The 19,088-nt window shown below is 60.8% G+C and carries 22 protein-coding genes; 12 read left to right on the top strand and 10 right to left on the bottom strand.

The genetic code is table 11. The features are described from left to right. The first annotated feature begins 19 nt into the window (after window positions 1-19). From ACR0DY_RS13555 to ACR0DY_RS13515, 9 genes are all read left to right on the top strand, one after another. Window positions 20-433, top strand: a complete 414-nt coding sequence (locus ACR0DY_RS13555; RefSeq protein WP_267364994.1) for a phage major tail protein, TP901-1 family — start codon at window positions 20-22, stop codon at window positions 431-433. Between the two features lie 4 nt (window positions 434-437). Next, a complete protein-coding gene (locus ACR0DY_RS13550; protein ID WP_480545411.1) occupies window positions 438-758 on the top strand; it encodes a gene transfer agent family protein in 321 nt (106 codons plus the stop codon). Next, window positions 755-964 carry a rcc01693 family protein gene (locus ACR0DY_RS13545; protein ID WP_480480411.1) on the top strand — a complete coding sequence of 70 codons (210 nt, stop codon included), beginning with the start codon at window positions 755-757 and terminating at the stop codon, window positions 962-964. Before ACR0DY_RS13550 ends, ACR0DY_RS13545 begins: the two co-directional genes overlap by 4 nt. Beyond that, the gene (locus tag ACR0DY_RS13540) at window positions 951-1,613 is read left to right on the top strand and encodes a phage tail tape measure protein (RefSeq protein ID WP_480480413.1); all 663 of its coding nucleotides are present in this window, start codon (window positions 951-953) and stop codon (window positions 1,611-1,613) included. Before ACR0DY_RS13545 ends, ACR0DY_RS13540 begins: the two co-directional genes overlap by 14 nt. Before the next feature lie 15 nt (window positions 1,614-1,628). Continuing rightward, window positions 1,629-2,261 (top strand): DUF2460 domain-containing protein, encoded by a 633-nt coding sequence (locus tag ACR0DY_RS13535; protein ID WP_267364987.1) that lies wholly within the window; start codon window positions 1,629-1,631, stop codon window positions 2,259-2,261. Continuing rightward, on the top strand, window positions 2,261-3,148 hold the full coding sequence (locus tag ACR0DY_RS13530; RefSeq protein WP_480517450.1) for a DUF2163 domain-containing protein: 888 nt from the start codon (window positions 2,261-2,263) through the stop codon (window positions 3,146-3,148). Before ACR0DY_RS13535 ends, ACR0DY_RS13530 begins: the two co-directional genes overlap by 1 nt. Beyond that, window positions 3,148-3,591, top strand: coding sequence for a C40 family peptidase (locus ACR0DY_RS13525; RefSeq protein ID WP_480545413.1), 444 nt, complete (start codon window positions 3,148-3,150; stop codon window positions 3,589-3,591). The genes ACR0DY_RS13530 and ACR0DY_RS13525 overlap by 1 nt, the downstream gene beginning before the upstream one ends. A gap of 149 nt (window positions 3,592-3,740) precedes the next feature. Beyond that, window positions 3,741-7,703: a baseplate multidomain protein megatron gene (locus tag ACR0DY_RS13520; RefSeq protein ID WP_480898531.1), complete on the top strand. Its 3,963-nt coding sequence runs from the start codon at window positions 3,741-3,743 to the stop codon at window positions 7,701-7,703. 8 nt (window positions 7,704-7,711) lie between these two features. Continuing rightward, a complete protein-coding gene (locus ACR0DY_RS13515) occupies window positions 7,712-8,008 on the top strand; it encodes a DUF7742 family protein (RefSeq protein WP_480545415.1) in 297 nt (98 codons plus the stop codon). Here ACR0DY_RS13515 and ACR0DY_RS13510 read toward each other — a convergent pair. Next, window positions 7,989-8,327 carry a TraR/DksA family transcriptional regulator gene (locus ACR0DY_RS13510; RefSeq protein WP_480826450.1) on the bottom strand — a complete coding sequence of 113 codons (339 nt, stop codon included), beginning with the start codon at window positions 8,325-8,327 and terminating at the stop codon, window positions 7,989-7,991. The two genes, ACR0DY_RS13515 and ACR0DY_RS13510, sit on opposite strands and share 20 nt — an antisense overlap. A gap of 84 nt (window positions 8,328-8,411) precedes the next feature. On the opposite strand from ACR0DY_RS13510, the gene cysE reads away from it, so the two are divergent. Then, on the top strand, window positions 8,412-9,221 hold the full coding sequence (gene cysE / locus ACR0DY_RS13505; protein WP_480473363.1) for a serine O-acetyltransferase: 810 nt from the start codon (window positions 8,412-8,414) through the stop codon (window positions 9,219-9,221). Between the two features lie 71 nt (window positions 9,222-9,292). Here the strand turns inward: cysE and ACR0DY_RS13500 are convergent, their stop codons facing one another. From ACR0DY_RS13500 to ACR0DY_RS13475, 6 genes are all read right to left on the bottom strand, one after another. Further along, window positions 9,293-10,606, bottom strand: a complete 1,314-nt coding sequence (locus ACR0DY_RS13500; RefSeq protein ID WP_480492986.1) for a pyruvate dehydrogenase complex dihydrolipoamide acetyltransferase — start codon at window positions 10,604-10,606, stop codon at window positions 9,293-9,295. A gap of 14 nt (window positions 10,607-10,620) precedes the next feature. Continuing rightward, the gene (locus tag ACR0DY_RS13495; protein WP_480504756.1) at window positions 10,621-11,994 is read right to left on the bottom strand and encodes a pyruvate dehydrogenase complex E1 component subunit beta; all 1,374 of its coding nucleotides are present in this window, start codon (window positions 11,992-11,994) and stop codon (window positions 10,621-10,623) included. Between the two features lie 15 nt (window positions 11,995-12,009). Next, window positions 12,010-12,999 (bottom strand): pyruvate dehydrogenase (acetyl-transferring) E1 component subunit alpha, encoded by a 990-nt coding sequence (gene pdhA / locus ACR0DY_RS13490; RefSeq protein WP_209503593.1) that lies wholly within the window; start codon window positions 12,997-12,999, stop codon window positions 12,010-12,012. A gap of 162 nt (window positions 13,000-13,161) precedes the next feature. Further along, window positions 13,162-13,461: an FtsB family cell division protein gene (locus ACR0DY_RS13485; protein ID WP_480480429.1), complete on the bottom strand. Its 300-nt coding sequence runs from the start codon at window positions 13,459-13,461 to the stop codon at window positions 13,162-13,164. A gap of 141 nt (window positions 13,462-13,602) precedes the next feature. Further along, window positions 13,603-13,947, bottom strand: coding sequence for a lysozyme inhibitor LprI family protein (locus tag ACR0DY_RS13480; RefSeq protein WP_480898468.1), 345 nt, complete (start codon window positions 13,945-13,947; stop codon window positions 13,603-13,605). Between the two features lie 72 nt (window positions 13,948-14,019). Beyond that, window positions 14,020-15,210: a phosphoglycerate kinase gene (locus tag ACR0DY_RS13475; RefSeq protein ID WP_480898465.1), complete on the bottom strand. Its 1,191-nt coding sequence runs from the start codon at window positions 15,208-15,210 to the stop codon at window positions 14,020-14,022. A 133-nt stretch (window positions 15,211-15,343) separates the two neighbouring features. On the opposite strand from ACR0DY_RS13475, the gene ACR0DY_RS13470 reads away from it, so the two are divergent. Both ACR0DY_RS13470 and ACR0DY_RS13465 read left to right on the top strand, forming a co-directional pair. Continuing rightward, window positions 15,344-15,850, top strand: coding sequence for a peptidylprolyl isomerase (locus ACR0DY_RS13470; RefSeq protein ID WP_209503601.1), 507 nt, complete (start codon window positions 15,344-15,346; stop codon window positions 15,848-15,850). After that, window positions 15,843-16,400 carry a peptidylprolyl isomerase gene (locus tag ACR0DY_RS13465; protein WP_480898461.1) on the top strand — a complete coding sequence of 186 codons (558 nt, stop codon included), beginning with the start codon at window positions 15,843-15,845 and terminating at the stop codon, window positions 16,398-16,400. Before ACR0DY_RS13470 ends, ACR0DY_RS13465 begins: the two co-directional genes overlap by 8 nt. A gap of 41 nt (window positions 16,401-16,441) precedes the next feature. On the opposite strand, the gene ACR0DY_RS13460 is transcribed toward ACR0DY_RS13465, so the two are convergent. The 3 genes from ACR0DY_RS13460 to ACR0DY_RS13450 all read right to left on the bottom strand — a co-directional run bounded on the left by ACR0DY_RS13460 (window position 16,442) and on the right by ACR0DY_RS13450 (window position 18,996). After that, complete coding sequence (locus ACR0DY_RS13460; protein ID WP_480898459.1) at window positions 16,442-17,284, bottom strand: alpha/beta fold hydrolase; 843 nt, start codon at window positions 17,282-17,284, stop codon at window positions 16,442-16,444. Between the two features lie 98 nt (window positions 17,285-17,382). Next, window positions 17,383-18,072, bottom strand: coding sequence for an aquaporin Z (aqpZ, locus tag ACR0DY_RS13455; protein WP_480473355.1), 690 nt, complete (start codon window positions 18,070-18,072; stop codon window positions 17,383-17,385). A 102-nt stretch (window positions 18,073-18,174) separates the two neighbouring features. Continuing rightward, complete coding sequence (locus ACR0DY_RS13450) at window positions 18,175-18,996, bottom strand: M90 family metallopeptidase (protein ID WP_480504764.1); 822 nt, start codon at window positions 18,994-18,996, stop codon at window positions 18,175-18,177. Window positions 18,997-19,088: the final 92 nt, after the last annotated feature.

Raw genomic sequence — 19,088 nt, 5'->3', positions numbered from 1 at the left:
CAATCAACGGAGAGAGCACATGGCTGCCCAGAACGGAAAAGACCTTTTGGTCAAAGTGGATATGAACGGCACGGGCCTGTTCCAGACCATTGCGGGCCTGCGGGCCACGCGGATCAGTTTCAACGCCGAAAGCGTGGACGTCACCAGTCTGGAAAGTCAGGGGGGTTGGCGCGAGCTGTTGTCGGGGGCGGGGGTCAAATCGGCCTCGATTTCCGGCTCGGGCGTGTTCAAGGATGCAGGTACGGACGAACGTGCGCGGCAGCTGTTTTTTGACGGCGAGACCCCGGCGTTTCAGGTGATCATCCCCGATTTCGGCATTGTCGAGGGGGCGTTTCAGGTGACGGGCATCGAGTATGCGGGCTCACACAACGGTGAGGCGACCTATGAGATGAGCATGGCAAGCGCCGGTGCGCTGAGCTTTACGGCGCTGTAATCGCATGGCCAATCCGTGGACGGGCGAGGTGGCACTGACCATCGATGGAGAGCGGCGGGTGCTCAAGCTGACGCTGGGCGCTTTGGCGGAACTGGAGCAGGAGCTGAACACCGGATCCCTGGTCGAGCTGGTGCAGCGGTTCGAGGGTGGCGCGTATTCCAGCAGTGACGTGCTGGCGCTGATCGTTGCCGGATTGCGGGGCGGAGGCCGGAATGCCACCCGCGCCGACCTGTTTCATGCCGAGATCGAGGGCGGCCCGATGGCTGCGGCCAAAGCGGCGGCCGAACTGCTGGCCCGCGCCTTCATGGTGCCGGATACGACATGAGCGGGTTCGACTGGCCGGCCCTGATGCGGGCCGGGTTTCTGGGGCTGCGGCTGACGCCGGACCAGTTCTGGCGTCTGACCCCGGCAGAACTGCGGCTGATGCTGGGGCAGGGTGCCGGGATGCCCGCGATGAACCGGGCAGGCCTTGACGCGCTGCTGGCCGCCTTCCCGGACAAGCAACAAGGAGAGCGTGATGACGGATCGTGACGGGTTTGACGACTTGCAGGAACGGGGCGCGGCGCTGGGCGATGCCCTGGGTGATGCTGCGACGATGGCTGCGGCGTTTGACAGCCAGATGAAGCGGATCAGCGCTGCGTTCGAGGAAACCGGCAAGGATGTCGCTACGCTGGAGCGGGGCATGTCCAGCGGTTTGCGCAAGGCCTTTGATGGTGTGGTTCTGGACGGGATGAGCCTGTCGGGCGCGCTGGATGTGCTGAAGAACTCGCTGATCCAAACGGCTTATGCCGCCGCGATCAAGCCGGTGACGGATCATTTCGGTGGGTTGCTCGCAAACTCGGTCGGCGGGTTAGTGCAGGGTCTTCTGCCCTTTGCCGATGGTGGCAGTTTCAGCCAGGGCCGGGTGATGCCGTTTGCCAATGGCGGCGTGGTCAGCAGCCCGACGATGTTTCCAATGCGGGGCGGCACCGGGCTGATGGGCGAGGCCGGCCCCGAGGCGATCATGCCGCTGGCGCGTGGCGCGGACGGCAAGCTGGGCGTGCGCACGCAGGGCGGCGGGCGTTCGGTGAATGTGGTGATGAACATCACGACCCCGGATGTGCAGGGGTTCCGCCGCTCGCAGGGACAGATTGCAGCACAGATGAGCCGTGCGTTGGGGCGCGGCAATCGCAACAGGTAAATCAGGGAGCAGGTGATGACTTTCCACGAGGTGAGATTTCCCGCCAGCCTGAGCTTTGGCTCGGTCGGGGGGCCCGAACGGCGCACGGATATCGTGACGCTGGCCAACGGGTTCGAAGAACGCAACACGCCCTGGGCCCATTCCCGGCGCAGGTATGATGCGGGGCTGGGGATGCGCTCGCTGGACGATATCGAGACGCTGATTTCGTTCTTCGAGGCGCGGCAGGGCCAGATGTACGGGTTTCGCTGGAAGGACTGGTCGGATTTCAAATCCGGCAAGGCCACGCTGGATGTCGATGTCGGAGATCAGGTTATCGCACGCGGCGACGGTGTGCGAACCGAGTTTCAACTGATCAAGACCTACAGCTCGGGCGGGGTCAGCTATGCCCGCCCCATCGTCAAGCCGGTGCTGGGGACGGTGCGTCTGGGGCTGGATCAGGATGAGATCCGGGAGGGTGTGGAATTCGAGGTCGATCTGGCAACCGGCCGGATCACCTTTGCCGACCCGCCACCGGAAGAGGTGGATATCACCGCCGGGTTCGAATTCGATGTACCGGTACGGTTTGACACCGACAAGATCCATACCAGCGTCGCCAGTTTTCAGGCCGGAGAGGCGCCGAACGTTCCTGTGGTCGAGGTGCGTGTCTGATGGCTGTGGATGAACAGGGCCTGCACGCGCATCTGCAAAGCGGGATGACAACCGTGTGCCGGTGTTGGGCGATCAGACGCCGGGATGGTCAGGAATACGGGTTCACCGATCACGATCTGGAGCTTGGCTTTGACGGATTGACGTTCAGGGCCAGCACCGGATTGACGGCGGCGGCCATCGAACAGGCCACCGGCCTGTCCATTGACAACACCGAAGCCATGGGCGCGCTGTCGGATGCGGCCATTCGCGAAGAGGATATCGAGGCGGGGCGGTTCGACGGGGCCGAGGTGCGCGCGTGGCTGGTCAACTGGGCCGACCCGGATCAGCGTATCCTTCAGTTCCGGGGTTCGATCGGGGAATTGCGGCGCGCAGGCGGCGCATTCCACGCCGAGCTGCGTGGCCTGACCGATTTGCTGAACCGCCCGTTGGGGCGCGTGTATCAGAAGCCTTGTACTGCCGTATTGGGGGATCGGACTTGTCGGTTCGACATGGATACGCCCGGCTATTGGATCGAGGGCGCCGTCACCGGTTTCGATGGCGGAACCGTTCTGCTTGTGGCAGGCGGGGGAACCATCGATGACGGGTGGTTCGAGCGCGGCAGGGTCGACGTAGTGTCGGGAGCGGCGAAGGGGCTTTGGTCTTCAATCAAGCATGACGGGCAGGTAGCGGAAGGGCGGCAAATCACGCTCTGGTCCGGTTTCGGGGAAAGCCTGGTGCCGGGTGACATGGTCAGGCTGCGGGCGGGGTGCGACAAACGCATGGAGACCTGCCGCCTGAAGTTCAACAACCTGCTGAACTTTCAGGGCTTTCCAGATCTTCCGGGCGAAGACTGGGTGATGGCCGTTCCCAAACAGAGCAAAGCCAACAGCGGAGGGAGCCTGAGGTGATGATGCACAGGCAGGATATTGTCGCAGAAGCGCGCAGCTGGTTGGGGACGCCTTATGTGCATCAGGCCTCGACCAAGGGGGCGGGCACGGATTGTCTGGGCCTGCTGCGCGGCGTCTGGCGCGCCGTGATCGGGCAGGAGCCCGAGGCGGTTCCGGTCTACAGTCTGGACTGGTCCGAGCCGCAGGGCGAGGAACGCATGTGGGCGGCGGCGCGGCGGCATCTGGTCGAAAAAACGGCCGCCGATTTTGCGGTCGCAGATGTGCTGCTGTTCCGGATGCGCGATGGCAGCGTGGCCAAACATCTTGGCATCGTCAGCGTCGCAGGCTCTGAGCCGAGGTTCATTCACGCCTATTCCGGCCATGGCGTCGTCGAGAACGCGCTGAGCGGCCCTTGGCGTCGCAGGGTCGTTTCCTGTTTCGAATTCCCGTTGGAGGTGCTCTGATGGCTACTATTCTTCTTTCCGCTGCCGGGGCCGCGCTGGGCGGGTCAATCGGTGGCACCGTTGCGGGCCTGTCCACCGCGATCATCGGCCGGGCCATTGGCGCGACGGTCGGGCGGGTTATCGACCAAAGGTTCTTCAGTCAATCCGTCATGGGCAGTGGCAGTGAAGTCGTCGAAACAGGCCGCATGGACCGGTTCAGGCTGACGGAAACCGGCGAGGGCGCGCCGGTGACCACTGTCTTTGGGCGTATGCGCGTGGGCGGTCAGGTCATCTGGGCCTCGGACTTTCTGGAGACCGAGACCCGGGAAACGCAGGGCGGCGGAGGCGGGGGCAAAGGCAAACCCAAGGCCCCCGAAGTGACCACCGTCAGCTACAGCTATTCGATTTCGCTGGCCATTGCCGTTGGTGCGGGTGAAATCGCCGATGTCGGGCGCATCTGGGCAGACGGGGAAGAACAGGACCGATCCGGGTTGAACATGCGCATCTATCACGGCACGCAGGACCAGTTGCCCGATCCCCTGATCGAAGCAATCGAAGGGGCGGGCACGGTGCCGGCCTATCGCGGTACAGCCTATGTCGTGATCGAGGATTTCCCGCTTGCGAGTTTTGGCAACCGGGTGCCGCAGTTCTCGTTCGAGGTGGTGCGCCCCGCGCAGCGCGACATGCCGGATTACCCAAGCGCCCTGCCGCAGATCGTGCGGGGCGTGGCGATGATACCGGGTACGGGCGAGTATGCGCTGGCCCGTTCGCAGGTGAATTATACGCAATCCGGGACAAGCTGGGCGGCCAATGCGCATTCCGCGTCCGGTGTATCGGATCTTGTGAGCTCGACCCGTGCGCTGGAGACCGAGCTGCCAAATTGCGATGCGGCCTCGTTGGTGGTTTCGTGGTTCGGTGACGATCTGAGATGCGGCACATGCACGATCCGGCCCAAGGTCGAACAGAGTGGCACGGACAGCCGCAACATGCCGTGGATCGTGTCGGATCAGGTCCGCAGCACGGCGGGCCAGGTCGCGCGGCAGGACGGCCGCCCGGTCTATGGTGGAACACCCGCAGACCCGGCGGTGGTCGAGGCGATCCGACACCTCAACCAGTCGGGTAAGCGGGTCATGTTCTATCCGTTCATCCTGATGGAGCAATTGCCGGGAAACGGGCTGCCTGATCCCTGGTCGGAGGCCGCAAGCCAGCCCCATCTGCCCTGGCGGGGACGGATCACACTGGATGTGGCACCGGGGCGCGCAGGGTCTGCTGATCAGACCGCTGCGGCGGACGCGCAGGTGGCTGCGTTCTTTGGAACCGCGAGTGCTACGGATTTTACGATCAACGAAGGCTTTGACGCCCCGGCGGAAACGGGCGGTGGCAACGGCGGCGTCAGAGGCTCGGGCCCGGTGCTTGGCGGGCGGCCGGATGATCGCGGGCCTGGCGATTTGCAATGGGTAAACGGTGGCGGCACGTTTGGCGGCTTGCTTGGCAATGGTCCGGTTCCGGCCACGAAGATCGTCAAATACTCTGGCCCGCAGGAATGGGGCCTGCGCCGGTTCATTCTGCACTATGCCATGTTGTGCAAGGCGGCTGGTGGGGTGTCATCCTTCTGTATCTCGTCCGAGATGCGTGGCCTGACTCAGATCCGCGGGGCTTCGGGGTTTCCCGCCGTTGCGCAACTGCGTGCGCTGGCGGCAGAGGTACGCCAGATTCTGGGGCCAGAGACCAAGATCGGCTATGCGGCGGATTGGAGCGAGTATTTCGGATACCAGCCGGATGGAAGCGGAGACAGGTATTTTCACCTCGACCCGTTATGGGCGGATGACAACATCGATTTCATTGGCATCGACAACTACATGCCTTTGTCCGACTGGCGTGATGGAGAAAACCACGTGGACGCCGAGGCAGGTGCGCCGTCGGTCTACGACCTTGGGTATCTGCGCGACAATATCGAGGGCGGCGAGGGGTATGACTGGTATTATGCCGCGCCGGAAGAGGCCGAGGCACAGATCAGAACGCCCATCGAAGATCAGGAGCATGATGAGCCATGGGTCTGGCGCTACAAGGACCTGCGCGGCTGGTGGTCAAATCTGCACCACGAGCGGATCGGTGGCGTTCGTCAGCCCAATCCGACCGACTGGGTGCCCGGATCAAAGCCGATCTGGTTTACCGAGTTGGGATGTGCGGCAATCGACAAGGGCACGAACCAGCCGAACAAGTTTCTGGACCCGAAATCGTCTGAATCGCTGCTGCCCGCATATTCAAACGGGCTGCGCGACGATTTCATTCAGGTCCAGTACCTTGCGGCGACACTTGGATATTGGAGCGACCCGAACATCAACCCGGTGTCGCAAGTCTATGGCGGGCCAATGCTGGATCTGGCGAATGCTTATGTCTGGGCGTGGGATACCCGCCCGTTTCCGACCTTTCCCAATCTGCGAAGCCAGTGGGATGATGGGGCAAACTATGACCGGGGGCATTGGCTGAATGGCCGGTCCGGCTCGCGCACGCTGGCCTCGGTCGTGACTGAAATATGCCACGCGGCAGGGGTGACGGATATCGATGTTTCCGGGCTTTACGGCGTGGTTCGAGGATATGTCATCGAAGATGTGACAAATGCGCGGTCGGCTTTGCAGCCGCTGATGCTGCGCTATGGGTTCGACGCGATCGAACGGAACGGCATCTTGCGCTTTCAGATGCGCGATGGCTATGGCGCGATTGCCCTGAACCCCGATAATCTGGCGATCAGCGGTGATCTGGATGGCACGGTTGAACACCGGCGTGAAGCCGAGGCCGAGATGACGGGCCGCGTGCGCCTGCGCTTTGTCCAGTCGGATGCGGATCACGATCTGGTTGCGGAAGAGGCAGTTCTGCCCGAGGACAGCACGCATTCTGTCTCGGTCAATGAGATGCCGTTATCCATGACACGCACCGAAGGCCGGCAAACGGCTGAGCGCTGGTTGAGCGAGGCCCGTGTTTCCCGCGATACGGTGCGGTTTGCCTTGCCGCCATCGCTGCTGCATCTGGGCGCAGGTGATCTGGTGCGGTTGTCAGAGACCGAAAACAGCCCCCTTTACCGGATTGACCGACTGGAATCGGCCGATCTGCAACTGGTCGAGGCGGTTCGGGTTGAACAGGGCGTGTATAAGGCATCGCAATTGCGCGACGACCCGGCGGTTGTCAGACCCTATGCCGCGCCCGTTCCCGTGCTGCCGGTGTTTCTGGACCTGCCGCTGATCACCGGGGCAGAGGTCCCGCATGCACCTTATCTTGCGGTGACCGCTGATCCCTGGCCGGGGGCCGCGACGGTTTATTCCTCCTCAACCGATGAGGGGTACAGCCTGAGTGATGTGATCCCCGGTCAGGCCATTGTGGGCGTGACCGAAACACCGCTGAGGCGCGCCAGTATCGGCGTCTGGGACGAAGGCCCGGCCGTGAAGGTGCGGCTGTTGGCCGGTCAGTTGGAATCGCGTCCGCGTGGCGCGGTTCTGAACGGTGTCAATCTGGCGGCCATCGGCGACGGAACACCCGGCAACTGGGAGGTGTTCCAGTTCTCGGATGCCACGCTTGAGTCCCCCGGCGTTTACGCGTTGTCCGGGCGGTTGAGAGGCCAGTTGGGGTCGGATGCCCTGATGCCGGATGTCTGGCCGGATGGGTCTATATTCGTGTTGCTGAACGATCAGGTGCAGCAGATCAACCTGTTGCGTACCGAGCGGGGATTGGCCAAACACTATCGCATCGGCCCGGCGACCCGCGGCTACGATGATCCGGCTTACCAGCACCTGATCGCCTCATTCGACGGCAATGGTTTGCGCCCGTATTCCCCGGTTCACCTTCGGGTGCGATCCGACGTAACCGGCGATCACCTGACCTGGGTGCGGCGCGCCCGGTTGGACGGGGATGACTGGTCAGGGCTGGAGGTTCCGCTGGGCGAGGAAAGCGAATCCTATCTTGTGCGTGTCTTTGCTGGGGGAACCCTTATCCGTGAAGAGATGACATCCCTGCCAGGGTGGTCATATTCGGTGGCATTGAAGGCGGCAGATGGTCTGACCGGGTCATATGAGGTCGGGATTGCGCAGGTGTCGGCCATTTACGGCCCCGGTGCGATGGCGCGTCTGGTTGTCGGGTAAGCGGCACGATGCGACCGCTATTGCACGGTGATCTAAGTGCCGCGGCGCGCGCCTTGTTGGCGGCGCCGCCGCCAGAGCGGACCCGCTTATGCGTCCGGATGATCCATGAAGCGGAACTGGCCGACATACACCGGGCGCGCACGGGTCAGCTGCATCCGGTTTACGGCAACGGATCGCTGATGGCGGTTGCGCGCAACAGGGTGCTGGCCGATGAGCCGGGGTTTGACGATTTGCAATACTGTCAGTGTTTTTCGATGGTTTTGCACCATCTTGCCGAGTTTCTGATCACCCGGTCGCGCAGCTGACGCATTTGCTGGCGGCCAGATTCAGAGACAATCGCCCATCGGGAATACGGTCGCCGCAATCTTCGCAATATCCGTATTCCCCCTCGTCCAGCCGCTTTAACGCGGCTTGAAGGCGGCGGGTTTCGACATTGCGATTCACCTGTTGCGCCTTTGCCATCGCCTGGTTTTGCAACGCATCCATGCGGCTGAGCCGACCAACCGCCTGCTGATCCAGCTCAACAACGGCCTGAGCCTGCTGGCCTGATGCGGACAATTGATCCAGTTCGGCCAGACGCTCGTGAATTCGTGTTTCAAAATATGTGCGCTCGGACTCATTCATTTTCGTTGTATCGCGGATCACGGGTTTGCGTTTGGCCTTTTTGCCACTAAATGGCATTCTAGGCGCAGCAAAGGATCAAAAGCTATGTTTGAAAAACGCAGCCCCGTGACACCGGTCGATCCGGTCTGGAACCGTATCACATCCGAGGCCCAAGCAGCCGTCGAGACAGAACCGCTTATGGGCGGGCTTGTGCACGCCTGTATCCTGCATCACCGCAGCCTTGAGCGAGCGCTGTCCTATCGGATCGCGGCCAAGCTGTGTTCGAACGAAATGTCGATGATGGTTCTGCGCGAGATCGTGGATGAGGCCTATGCTAACGATCCCGGTTTGCTGGAAGCCGCCCGCGCCGACCTGATGGCGGTTTACGAGCGTGATCCGGCCTGCCATCGGTTGCTGCAGCCAATCCTGTATTTCAAGGGCTATCAGGCCATGCAGGCCTATCGCGTCGCGCATTGGCTGTGGCGCAAGGGACGCTTTGATCTGGCCTATTTCTTCCAGATGCGATCGTCGGAGATTTTCGGCATCGACATTCACCCGGCCGCAAGGATCGGCAAGGGGATCATGATCGACCACGCCCATTCCATCGTCATCGGTGAGACCGCCGTGGTCGGAGACAACGTGTCGATGTTGCATTCGGTGACGCTGGGCGGAACCGGCAAGGAAGAGGAAGACCGCCATCCCAAAATCGGAGACGGTGTTCTGATCGGGGCCGGGGCCAAGGTTCTGGGTAACATCAAAGTCGGCCATTGCAGCCGTATCGCTGCCGGTTCGGTGGTGTTGCAGGACGTTCCGCCGTGCAAGACCGTTGCCGGTATCCCGGCCAAGATCGTGGGCGAGGCCGGATGCGATCAGCCGTCAATCTCGATGGACCACATGCTGGGCAAAGATCAGTAGGTCGATTTAAACTAACAAAAAAGGCGGCCTCGATATTGGAGGCGGCCTTTTTTTTGCGAGCTCGGTATGGCTTACGCCAGCATGACCATCGGGTTTTCCAGATTGTCGACAATGGCCTTGAGCAGCTCGGCCCCCAGCGCGCCGTCGATGACCCGGTGGTCAACCGACATGGTGACAGACATCACCGTTGCCACGGTCAGCTCGCCATCATCCCCGACAACCGGTTTCTTGACGCCGGTGCCGACGGCCAGAATTCCGGCATGGGGCGGGTTCACGATAGCATCGAAATTGTCGATGCCGAACATGCCCAGGTTCGAGATGGCAAAGGTGCCGCCCTGATATTCATGCGGAGCCAGCTTGCGCTCGCGGGCGCGGGCGGCAAGGTCTTTCATCTCGGTCGAAAGGGCTGACAGGGATTTCATGTCAGCGTCTTGCAGGACCGGCGTGAACAACCCGCCTTCGATTGCGACCGCAACAGCCACATCTGACGGTTTCAGTTGCAGCACCCGGTCACCTGCCCAGACGGCATTACAGGCCGGAACCTGTTGCAGCGCATTGGCAACGGCTTTGATGATGAAGTCATTGACGCTGAGCTTGACGCCACGGCCTTCGAGTTGCTTGTTCAGCTGACCACGGAATTTCAACAGCGCATCCAGCTTGATATCGCGGCGCAGGTAGAAATGCGGAATGGTCTGTTTGGCCTCGCCCAGGCGTGCAGCAATGGTTTTGCGCATACCGTCGAGCTTGATTTCCTCGTACGGGCGGCCTTCGTACATCCGCGCGACCATATCCGCCGATGGACCAGACGGAGCTGCAGGGGCAGCTGCGGGCGCGGCGGCGGCGGGAGCAGTGGCAGGAGCTGCTGCCGGAGCGGTGGCAGTTGCGCCTTCGACATCAACCTTGACGATGCGACCATGCGGGCCGGAACCGGCAATCTGCGTCAGGTCGAGACCTTTTTGCGCAGCAATCCGGCGGGCCAGAGGCGAGGCAAAAATCCGACCACCATCAGCCTTGGCCGGAGCGGCCGGGGCAGGGGCGGGCGCCTCGGGTGCCGCTGGCGCGGCAGCCTCGTTGCCCGCGACGGCTGCGGGGGCAGCCGCCGGTGCAGCAGCCGGAGCCGTGCCAATGTCATCGGCGCTTTCGCCGTCTTCCAGCAGAACCGCGATGGCGGTGTTGACCTTGACCCCTTCGGTGCCCTCGGGGATCAGGATCTTGCCGATGGTGCCTTCGTCAACGGCCTCGAACTCCATCGTGGCCTTGTCGGTTTCGATCTCGGCCAGCAGGTCACCGGAGGAGACGGTGTCGCCTTCCTTGACCAGCCATTTGGCGAGCGTGCCTTCCTCCATCGTCGGGGACAGGGCGGGCATCAGAATTTCTGTAGGCATCTGTCTGTCGCTCCTTACCGGTAGGTCACTTGTTTGACGGCGGCGATCACCTCATCGGTGGTGGTCAGGGCCAGCTTTTCGAGATTGGCGGCATAGGGCATCGGAACGTCCTTGCCGGTGCAGTTGATGACCGGTGCGTCGAGGTAATCAAACGCCTCCTGCATCACGACCGAACTGATGTAGCTGCCGACGGACCCCTGCGGCCAGCCTTCTTCCACTGTCACCAGACGGTTGGTCTTCATCACCGAGTTGATGATGGCGCCAGTGTCCATCGGGCGGATGGTGCGCAGGTCGATCACTTCGGCGCTGATACCATCTTCGGCTAGCTTGTCGGCGGCTTCCAGCGCGTATTGCATGCCGATGCCAAAGCTGACGATGGTCACGTCCGAGCCCTCGCGCCAGATGCGGGCCTTGCCCAGCGGAATGGTCAGGTCATCCACCTGCGGCACCTCGAAAGAGCGACCGTAGAGGATTTCGTTTTCCAGGAACACAACCGGGTTGGGGTCGCGGATGGCCGATTTCAGCAGACCTTTGGCATCAGCAGCCGAATAGGGCATGACGACCTTCAGGCCGGGGATCTGCATGTACCATGCGGCGTAGTCCTGGCTGTGCTGTGCGGCCACGCGGGCGGCGGCTCCGTTGGGGCCCCGGAACACGATGGGGCAACCCATCTGACCACCGGACATATAGAGCGTTTTGGCCGCAGAGTTGATGATCTGGTCAATCGCCTGCATGGCGAAGTTGAAGGTCATGAATTCGACAATCGGTTTCAGACCGCCGAAGGCCGAACCCACCGCGATACCGGCAAACCCGTGTTCGGTGATCGGGGTGTCGATCACGCGTTTGGAGCCAAATTCATCCAGCAGGCCCTGCGAGATTTTATAGGCCCCCTGATATTCGGCGACTTCCTCGCCCATCAGATAGACGTTTTCATCGCCGCGCATTTCCTCGGCCATTGCATCGCGCAAGGCTTCGCGCACGGTTTCGGACTTCATCTCGGCATCCGCGGGCCAGTCGGGTGACAGGTCCACCGCTGGAGCAGCGGGGGCCGCTGCGGCAGGAGCCGGGGCCGGGGCTGCTGTGGGGGCGGCCTCGGGCGCCGCTGCGGCTGCGGGGGCTGCCGCGGGCAGGGCCGAGGCGTCTTCGCCTTCTTCGACCAGCACGGCGATAGGAGTGTTCACCTTGACCCCTTCGGTGCCCTCGGCGATCAGGATCTTGCCAACGATGCCTTCATCGACGGCCTCGAATTCCATCGTTGCCTTGTCGGTCTCGATCTCGGCCATGATGTCGCCCGAGGATACGGTATCGCCCTCTTTGACCAGCCATTTGGCCAGCGTGCCCTCTTCCATCGTGGGGGAAAGGGCGGGCATGAGAATTTCGGTTGCCATGTCTTATTCGTCCTCTCAGGCGTAAATGTCAGTCCAGAGCTCTTCGACCGAAGGCTCGGGGCTTTCTTTCGAGAATTCGGCGGCCTGATTGACGATCTCCTTGATTTCCTTGTCGATCGCTTTCAGGTCATCCTCGGTCGCGTGCTTGCCGGTCAGCAGCAGCTCACGCACATGTTCGATCGGGTCGCTTTGTTCGCGGACCTTCTGAACCTCTTCGCGGGTTCGGTACTTGGCCGGGTCGGACATCGAGTGGCCGCGATAACGGTAGGTCTTGATTTCCAGGATATAGGGGCCTTTGCCCGCGCGGCAGTGCGCGACAGCCTTTTCGCCCGCTTCTTTGACCGCCAGCACATCCATGCCATTGACGATCTCGCCCGGAATGCCGAATGCCTCGCCGCGATGGAAGATGTCCTTGGTCGAGGTCGAACGGGACTGAGCGGTGCCCATGGCGTATTGGTTGTTCTCGATCACGAAAATCACCGGCAAGCCCCAGATGGCCGCCATGTTGAAGGTCTCATACACCTGACCCTGGTTCGCGGCACCGTCCCCGAAATAGGTGAAGGTCACGCGGCCGTTTTCCTTGTACTTGTCAGCAAAAGCCAGCCCCGCGCCCAGCGGAACCTGCGCGCCGACGATACCATGCCCGCCGTAGAAATGCTTTTCTTTCGAGAACATGTGCATCGAGCCGCCCTTGCCCTTGGACAGGCCACCGATGCGCCCGGTCAGTTCGGCCATCACGCCGCCCGGATCCATGCCACAGGCCAGCATGTGACCGTGGTCGCGATACGAGGTGATGCGCTTGTCGCCTTCCTCTGCAGCGGCCTCGAGCCCGACAACAACGGCCTCTTGTCCGATATAAAGGTGGCAGAACCCACCGATCAGGCCCATGCCATAAAGCTGACCGGCCTTTTCCTCGAATCGGCGGATCAGCAGCATCTCGCGGTAGTATGTCTGGAGTTCTTCCGCAGAAACATTTGGTTTCTTTGTGGTTTTTCGCGCAGCCATCGTGGCGATCTCCCCCTTTCGGACAGATAGTTTAGCGTTAAACTATCTCATAAAGCATTTGGGGCTTTCTGGCGAGGGGAAATGTGACGCAGCGTTCGCCACGGCGCATCCCAGCCGCCGAAACGCCGGGCGTGTGTTGCCTTTTCTGAAAAGGGTCCTTGATCAGCGGATCACAATTTCGTCCGACCGGATCATACCCAGAACCGAGCGCGCCTGCTGGTCCAGCAGGTCCAGATCCAGATAGGTGTCGGACAGACGCCGTGTCAGGTTTTCCATCTCGGCGATTTTGACATTCAGTTTTTCCAGACTGCGTGACAGAGCGTCCCGTTCCGCCGCAATTTCGACCCGCCGAAACAGGCCGTAATCCCCCTGAACGGCTGCAAAGGTGAAATACACACCCAGCATGAAAGCCACCGAGAAGAAGAGAACTGCACCCAAACCGGGCCGATGGGAACGGGACACTCTGTTTACCGCCGTATGAAAACTTGCCTCAATAACGGGCTCTTTCCGAGCCTCTGATCGCACTATGTCACAGGCGATTCGGGTTGTGAATCCCCTGATTCGGTTTTTTCATCAGTATTTCGTGTGCGTCCCGGTCAAAGCTCAGCGCCAGGACTGAAGCTGCTGATTTCTTGCAAGCGTCTGCTCTTTCATACAGGTCCAGTAGAACATCGGCGCAGCGCTGCCGCCGCCGGACAGTTCCTTGTCGCAAGTGGCGTCCCGTGTCTTTAGCCACGCACGTTGTTCCGCCAGAAGGGCATCGCCGTTGCCACGCGCATCAGCGACCGGCTTGATCTGTTTCCATAACCGGTTGAGGTTGCGGTCAACGGCTTCCCATTGTTCTTTCGCACAGAAATTTGCGTCAAGCTGTGTCTGGCCACCGCAGCTGGATTGTGCCGTTGCAGGCCACGGCATCGCGAGAAGGACGAGCAGGTATAATGACCTCATGGTATTATCCCCCATTCAAATAGGGGATAATACCATGAACCCTGACAAGCGGCCAAATGCGGTGAGTGTCGCTTAGTGTTCCAGCGCAGCGACACCCGGCAGGGTTTTGCCTTCCATCCATTCAAGGAACGCACCACCTGCGGTCGAGATATAGGTGAAGTCCTTGGCCGCACCCGACGCGTTCAGCGCCGCAACCGTGTCACCGCCACCCGCGACCGAAATCAGCTGACCCGACCGGCTGAGGGCTGCGGCTTTCAGGGCCGCGGCATTGGTGGCCGCGTCGAACGGCTCCAGCTCGAACGCGCCCAGCGGGCCGTTCCAGATCAGGGTTTGGCTTTTGTCGAAAATCGCGGTAATCGCGGCGATGCTTTCAGGGCCCGCGTCCAGGATCATGCCATCCGCAGGGCATTGATCGGCGGGCAGAACTTTGTGGGGTGCGTTGGCCTCGAATTTTTCAGCCACCACAACATCAAGCGGCAGGACGATCTGGCAGCCCGAGCTTTCGGCCTTGGCCAGAATTTCGGCGGCGGTGTCCTTCATTGCGGTTTCAGCCAGAGATTTGCCAACGCTGATGCCTTGGGCGACAAGGAATGTGTTCGCCATACCACCACCGATCACCAGACAATCGACCTTGTCGATCAGGTTACCCAGCAGTTCCAGCTTGGTCGAGACCTTGGCGCCGCCAACAACCGCCGTTACCGGGCGCTTGGGTGCACCCAGCGCGCTTTCCAGCGCCTGCAACTCGGCCTGCATCAGACGGCCCGCACAGGCCGGCAGCAGACGGGCGATAGCCTCGGTCGAGCTGTGGGCGCGGTGCGCGGCTGAAAACGCATCGTTGCAATAGACATCACCCAGCTTGGCCATCCCAGCGGCCAGATCGGCGTCGTTCTTGGTTTCGGCCGCGTGAAAGCGCGTGTTTTCGAGCAGCAGGACCTGACCGGGTTGCAAGGCTCCGGCGGCCAGTTCCGCCTCGGCCCCGACGCAATCGGCAGCAAACAGAACCTTGGCACCAAAAGCGCTTTCCAAAGTCGGGACCAGTTGTTTCAGTGACAGGCTTTCACGCCGTTCGCCACCAGGACGGCCAAAATGAGCCAGAAGGATCGGTTTGCCGCCAGCGGCCAGAATATCGCGCACCGAGGGGACGATCCTTTGGATACGGGTGGCGTCGGTCACAACACCGTCAACCACGGGCACGTTGATATCCACACGCACCAGCACGCGTTTGCCGTTCAGGTCCATATCGTCCAGTGTTTTCCAGCCCATTGTGCGATCCTTGTCGTTGGCAACCGATTTAGGCGGTTCTTTTCCTGCATTTTGCCCTCAGGTCAATGCGTCACTTGGCATTCGCACGCGTGCGTCATAGGTATTTGCGCAAGATAAACGACAGGAGGGCCTCATGGCCGAGATCAAAGACCCCGAAAACACAATCATCATCGAGCTGAAAGGCGGCAATGTCGTCATCGAGCTGCTGCCGGATGTAGCGCCGTTGCACAGTGCGCGGATGAAGGAACTGGCCCGTGGCGGTGAATATGACAACGTGGCGTTTCACCGTGTGATCGACGGTTTCATGGCGCAAACCGGCGACGTGCAGCATGGTGATATGGAAGACGGGTTCAACCTGCGCATGGCGGGCACCGGCGGTTCGTCGCTGCCGAATGTTCCGGCAGAATTTTCCAAGCTGCCCCATGATCGCGGCACGCTGGGCGCGGCGCGCTCGCAGAACCCGGATTCGGCCAATTCGCAGTTCTTCATCAACTTCAAGGACAATCACTTCCTGAACGGTCAGTACACGGTCTATGGCCGGGTCATCGACGGGATGGAGCACGTCGATGCGATTGTACGCGGCGAGCCGCCTGCAAGCCCGGACCGCATGATCAGCGTCAAGGTGGCCGCAGATGCATAAACTGGCTGCGGCTTTTGCCCTGCTGGCAAGCCCGGCGCTGGCCAGCGGTTTGCAGATCGAGGTCGAAGGGGAAGGGGCCAATGGCACAATCTCGATCGACCTGTTCGAAGATGTGGCACCCCAGCATGTGGAACAGATCACCGCTCTGGCTGCTGACGGTCAGTATGACGGCGTCGTGTTTCATCGCGTAATCGATGGCTTCATGGCGCAAACCGGCGACGTGCAATACGGCAACTCGGGCGCGGACGGCTTCGACATGCGCTATGCCGGGCGCGGCGGGTCGGATCGCGCGGATTTGCCTGCCGAGTTCTCGGACGTGAGTTTTGACAGGGGTGTTGTCGGCATGGCCCGGTCAAGCGATCCGGATTCGGCCAATTCGCAGTTCTTCATCATGTTCGCCCCCGGCCCGTTTCTGGACGGCCAGTATACCGTGGTTGGTCAGGTGACCGACGGTATGGATGTGGTCGACGCGATCAAGCGGGGCGATGGCCAGAACGGTGCGATCATCGGTTCACCGGATGTGATGAAAAAAGTTACCGTTACCGAATAAGATGATTTAGCCCGGCTCAAACGCCGGGCTTTTTCTTTGGCCTATTGGTCGATGAAATCGCGGATGGCACGGGTATAGGCACCGGGATCCTGAAAAGATGCAAAGTGGCTGACATCATCCAGAACAAGCAACTTGGCGCCCGGAATCGCGTCAGCAATTGCTTGTGAATGCGCCATCAGAATGGCCTCGTCATGTGCGCTTTGAACCACCAGTGTCGGGACGGTGATCGATGACAGCGCCTCAAGCCCACCGGGTTTTTCGGTGCCCCACATGGCGGCAACGCCACCAAGGAATGCCTCGAACCCGTCAGGAGTCGGGGACTTGGCCGCATAATCTTGGGCCATCATGCCCACATAAGTGCCAAACACCTCGTTGGTTTCCACCGAAGGATCAATCCCGTCCAGCGTGACATTGCCTGCATGGGCAAAGTGACTGGCCAGCCGATCCGGGTTGGTGGTCGAGATTGAATACCCGATATTTGCCCCGTCGGACCAGCCGACCAGATGCACCTGATCGACACCCAGATGATCCAGCAGCGCCAGATAATCCTGCGACAACAACGCGTAGGAATAGGGGCTGCCATCGTTGGTGGATCGTCCGTGCCCGCGCGTATCCGCCACGATTACCCTGTGATCCTGCGACAGGTTGGCAACCTGCGCGGCCCAGACATCGCCATGGGCAAGCCCACCGTGGATCATCAGAACCGGGGTGCCGCCCGCCTCGCCATACGTGGCGTAATACATGTCTATGCCGTTGATCTCTACCGTGCCCGCTTCGGTGGCGGCGGGCATCTGGGGGGCTTGCGGGATGCTCAGCCATTTGTCTTCGGCCCAGCCTGCCGTCGCGGCGCAGCTTAGGAAAAGTGCTGTGGTAAATATCTTCATTGTATCCTCCCGTTGAACCAAAGGCCGTGACCTAGCCAGATTTGACGGAAGGATACCGTGTTTTTCAGTAAACGGGATAATTACCTTTCCCGCGCGGATCAGTCATCCGAGGACATTGCTTTCCAGATCAAAGCGCCGATTGCGCCGCCAATCAGGGGGGCCACCCAGAACAGCCAGAGCTGAGCGAGTGCAGGGCCGTCGGCAAACAGGGCAACGCCGGTTGAGCGCGCCGGGTTGACGGAGGTATTCGTCACCGGGATTGAGATCAGGTGGATCAGGGTCAGCGCCAGACCGATGGCAATCGGAGCGAACCCGGCGGGTGCCTTTTCCGACGTCGCGCCCAGAATGATCAAAATGAAGAAAGCCGTCATCACGATTTCGATGATCAAAGCCGACATCAACGAATATCCCTGCGGCGAGGCCTCACCATACCCGTTTGACGCGAACCCTCCGACACCTGCGAAATCGGGTGCCCCGCTGACGATCAGGTACAGAACCACTGCGGCAGCGATTGCGCCAACGACCTGTGCGACCCAGTAGGGCAGAAGGTCTTTGGCCGGAAACCGCCCTCCAATCATCAGGCCCAAACTGACCGCCGGGTTGAAATGCCCGCCCGAGATTGGGCCGACCGTGTAAGCCATCGTCAAAACGGTAAGGCCAAAGGCAAAGGAAACACCAAGCCAACCGATGCCGACATCTGCGACACCTGCCGCCAGAACGGCACTGCCGCACCCCCCCAGAACCAACCAGAACGTGCCGAAGAACTCGGCAAGTAGTTTCGATGACATAGAAAATCCTCCGCCCAATAATGAGGTTAACCGTAATTCAAGAATTAACTTATGTTAAATTGTTGCGAACGGGGAATTTTTTACGACGCTTCCTCAATCGGGTCAGAACTGACCCCTGTGCCATAGAGCGGGATCAAGGTGAAAAAGCTTTGACAGCTGTTCGTAGATTGCCGGGTCAGAGGATTTCAGTTCCTTCGGCCGTTCAAAGAACACTTCGACCGAAACGGCAAAGAATTCTTCGTGCCCTTCCGCGCCGTAGGGATCGATCACTGTAGGTTTTCCGTTTTCCACGGCATGAACATGTGCCTTGTAACCGTTCAGAAAGGCGGTTTCCCACTCGCCAAAGCTTTGGCCATTGCTGAGCACGGGAACACCATTGGTTGCGCCCGAGAGGTCATCAAGCTGGTGCGCGAACTCGTGAAAGACGACGTTCCGGCCATCGTGATCATTCAGGGCACCGCGCTGGCTGTGGGCCCAGGACAGGATCACGGGGCCGCGGTTCCAGCTTTCCCCGCTGCGGATGATTTCCTGTTCGGTGACGACATAGCCACTGTGACGGCGCTGTTTTGATTTGAAGGCACCGGGGTAAACCAGAATGGTCGTCAGGTTGTCGTACCACTGGTCCGTATTCACCACGAGCAGACAGGCTTGCGCGGCAATCGACACCTGCATGTCTTCGGTGACGTCCAGCCCGTCGCAGCCGACGAAATCGACCTGATCAAGGAACAGGTTGATCTTTCCTTCCAGCGCCCCGCGCAAGTCTTTGGGCAGTTTCCGGATTATCGGCACCTGAGCGCTCACAATATCGCGCTGGTGCTGGGACAGCGACGTGGCCAGCAAGGTCAGGCGGGATTGTCTTTTAGACCAGAAGTGAAAGGCCGCAGCGCCAGCGATCAGCGCGACAACCGTCAGAAAAAGCAACATGGATCGACTGTAGCGCGATCAGAAAGGGACGAAAACGGGAATCCCGGATCATCCGGACACTCAAAAGAAATGACGCCACGGGTTTCCCCACG

Source organism: Ruegeria sp. O6 (assembly GCF_056535045.1).
Note: the sequence above shows the minus strand (reverse complement) of the source record. Positions and strands in the feature narration are given on the sequence as shown.

Bases quoted from the DNA above. Each gene is read 5' to 3' on its own strand.
- ACR0DY_RS13545 (WP_480480411.1), top strand. From the start codon at position 755: ATGAGCGGGTTCGACTGGCCGGCCCTGATGCGGGCCGGGTTTCTGGGG.
- ACR0DY_RS13550 (WP_480545411.1), top strand. From the start codon at position 438: ATGGCCAATCCGTGGACGGGCGAGGTGGCACTGACCATCGATGGAGAG.
- ACR0DY_RS13495 (WP_480504756.1), bottom strand. From the start codon at position 11,994: ATGGCAACCGAAATTCTCATGCCCGCCCTTTCCCCCACGATGGAAGAG.
- ACR0DY_RS13460 (WP_480898459.1), bottom strand. From the start codon at position 17,284: ATGAAGATATTTACCACAGCACTTTTCCTAAGCTGCGCCGCGACGGCA.
- ACR0DY_RS13475 (WP_480898465.1), bottom strand. From the start codon at position 15,210: ATGGGCTGGAAAACACTGGACGATATGGACCTGAACGGCAAACGCGTG.
- ACR0DY_RS13480 (WP_480898468.1), bottom strand. From the start codon at position 13,947: ATGAGGTCATTATACCTGCTCGTCCTTCTCGCGATGCCGTGGCCTGCA.
- aqpZ (WP_480473355.1), bottom strand. From the start codon at position 18,072: ATGTCATCGAAACTACTTGCCGAGTTCTTCGGCACGTTCTGGTTGGTT.
- ACR0DY_RS13470 (WP_209503601.1), top strand. From the start codon at position 15,344: ATGGCCGAGATCAAAGACCCCGAAAACACAATCATCATCGAGCTGAAA.
- ACR0DY_RS13520 (WP_480898531.1), top strand. From the start codon at position 3,741: ATGGGCAGTGGCAGTGAAGTCGTCGAAACAGGCCGCATGGACCGGTTC.
- ACR0DY_RS13540 (WP_480480413.1), top strand. From the start codon at position 951: ATGACGGATCGTGACGGGTTTGACGACTTGCAGGAACGGGGCGCGGCG.
- ACR0DY_RS13465 (WP_480898461.1), top strand. From the start codon at position 15,843: ATGCATAAACTGGCTGCGGCTTTTGCCCTGCTGGCAAGCCCGGCGCTG.
- ACR0DY_RS13555 (WP_267364994.1), top strand. From the start codon at position 20: ATGGCTGCCCAGAACGGAAAAGACCTTTTGGTCAAAGTGGATATGAAC.
- ACR0DY_RS13515 (WP_480545415.1), top strand. From the start codon at position 7,712: ATGCGACCGCTATTGCACGGTGATCTAAGTGCCGCGGCGCGCGCCTTG.
- ACR0DY_RS13535 (WP_267364987.1), top strand. From the start codon at position 1,629: ATGACTTTCCACGAGGTGAGATTTCCCGCCAGCCTGAGCTTTGGCTCG.
- cysE (WP_480473363.1), top strand. From the start codon at position 8,412: ATGTTTGAAAAACGCAGCCCCGTGACACCGGTCGATCCGGTCTGGAAC.
- pdhA (WP_209503593.1), bottom strand. From the start codon at position 12,999: ATGGCTGCGCGAAAAACCACAAAGAAACCAAATGTTTCTGCGGAAGAA.
- ACR0DY_RS13530 (WP_480517450.1), top strand. From the start codon at position 2,261: ATGGCTGTGGATGAACAGGGCCTGCACGCGCATCTGCAAAGCGGGATG.
- ACR0DY_RS13450 (WP_480504764.1), bottom strand. From the start codon at position 18,996: ATGTTGCTTTTTCTGACGGTTGTCGCGCTGATCGCTGGCGCTGCGGCC.
- ACR0DY_RS13500 (WP_480492986.1), bottom strand. From the start codon at position 10,606: ATGCCTACAGAAATTCTGATGCCCGCCCTGTCCCCGACGATGGAGGAA.
- ACR0DY_RS13525 (WP_480545413.1), top strand. From the start codon at position 3,148: ATGATGCACAGGCAGGATATTGTCGCAGAAGCGCGCAGCTGGTTGGGG.
- ACR0DY_RS13510 (WP_480826450.1), bottom strand. From the start codon at position 8,327: ATGAATGAGTCCGAGCGCACATATTTTGAAACACGAATTCACGAGCGT.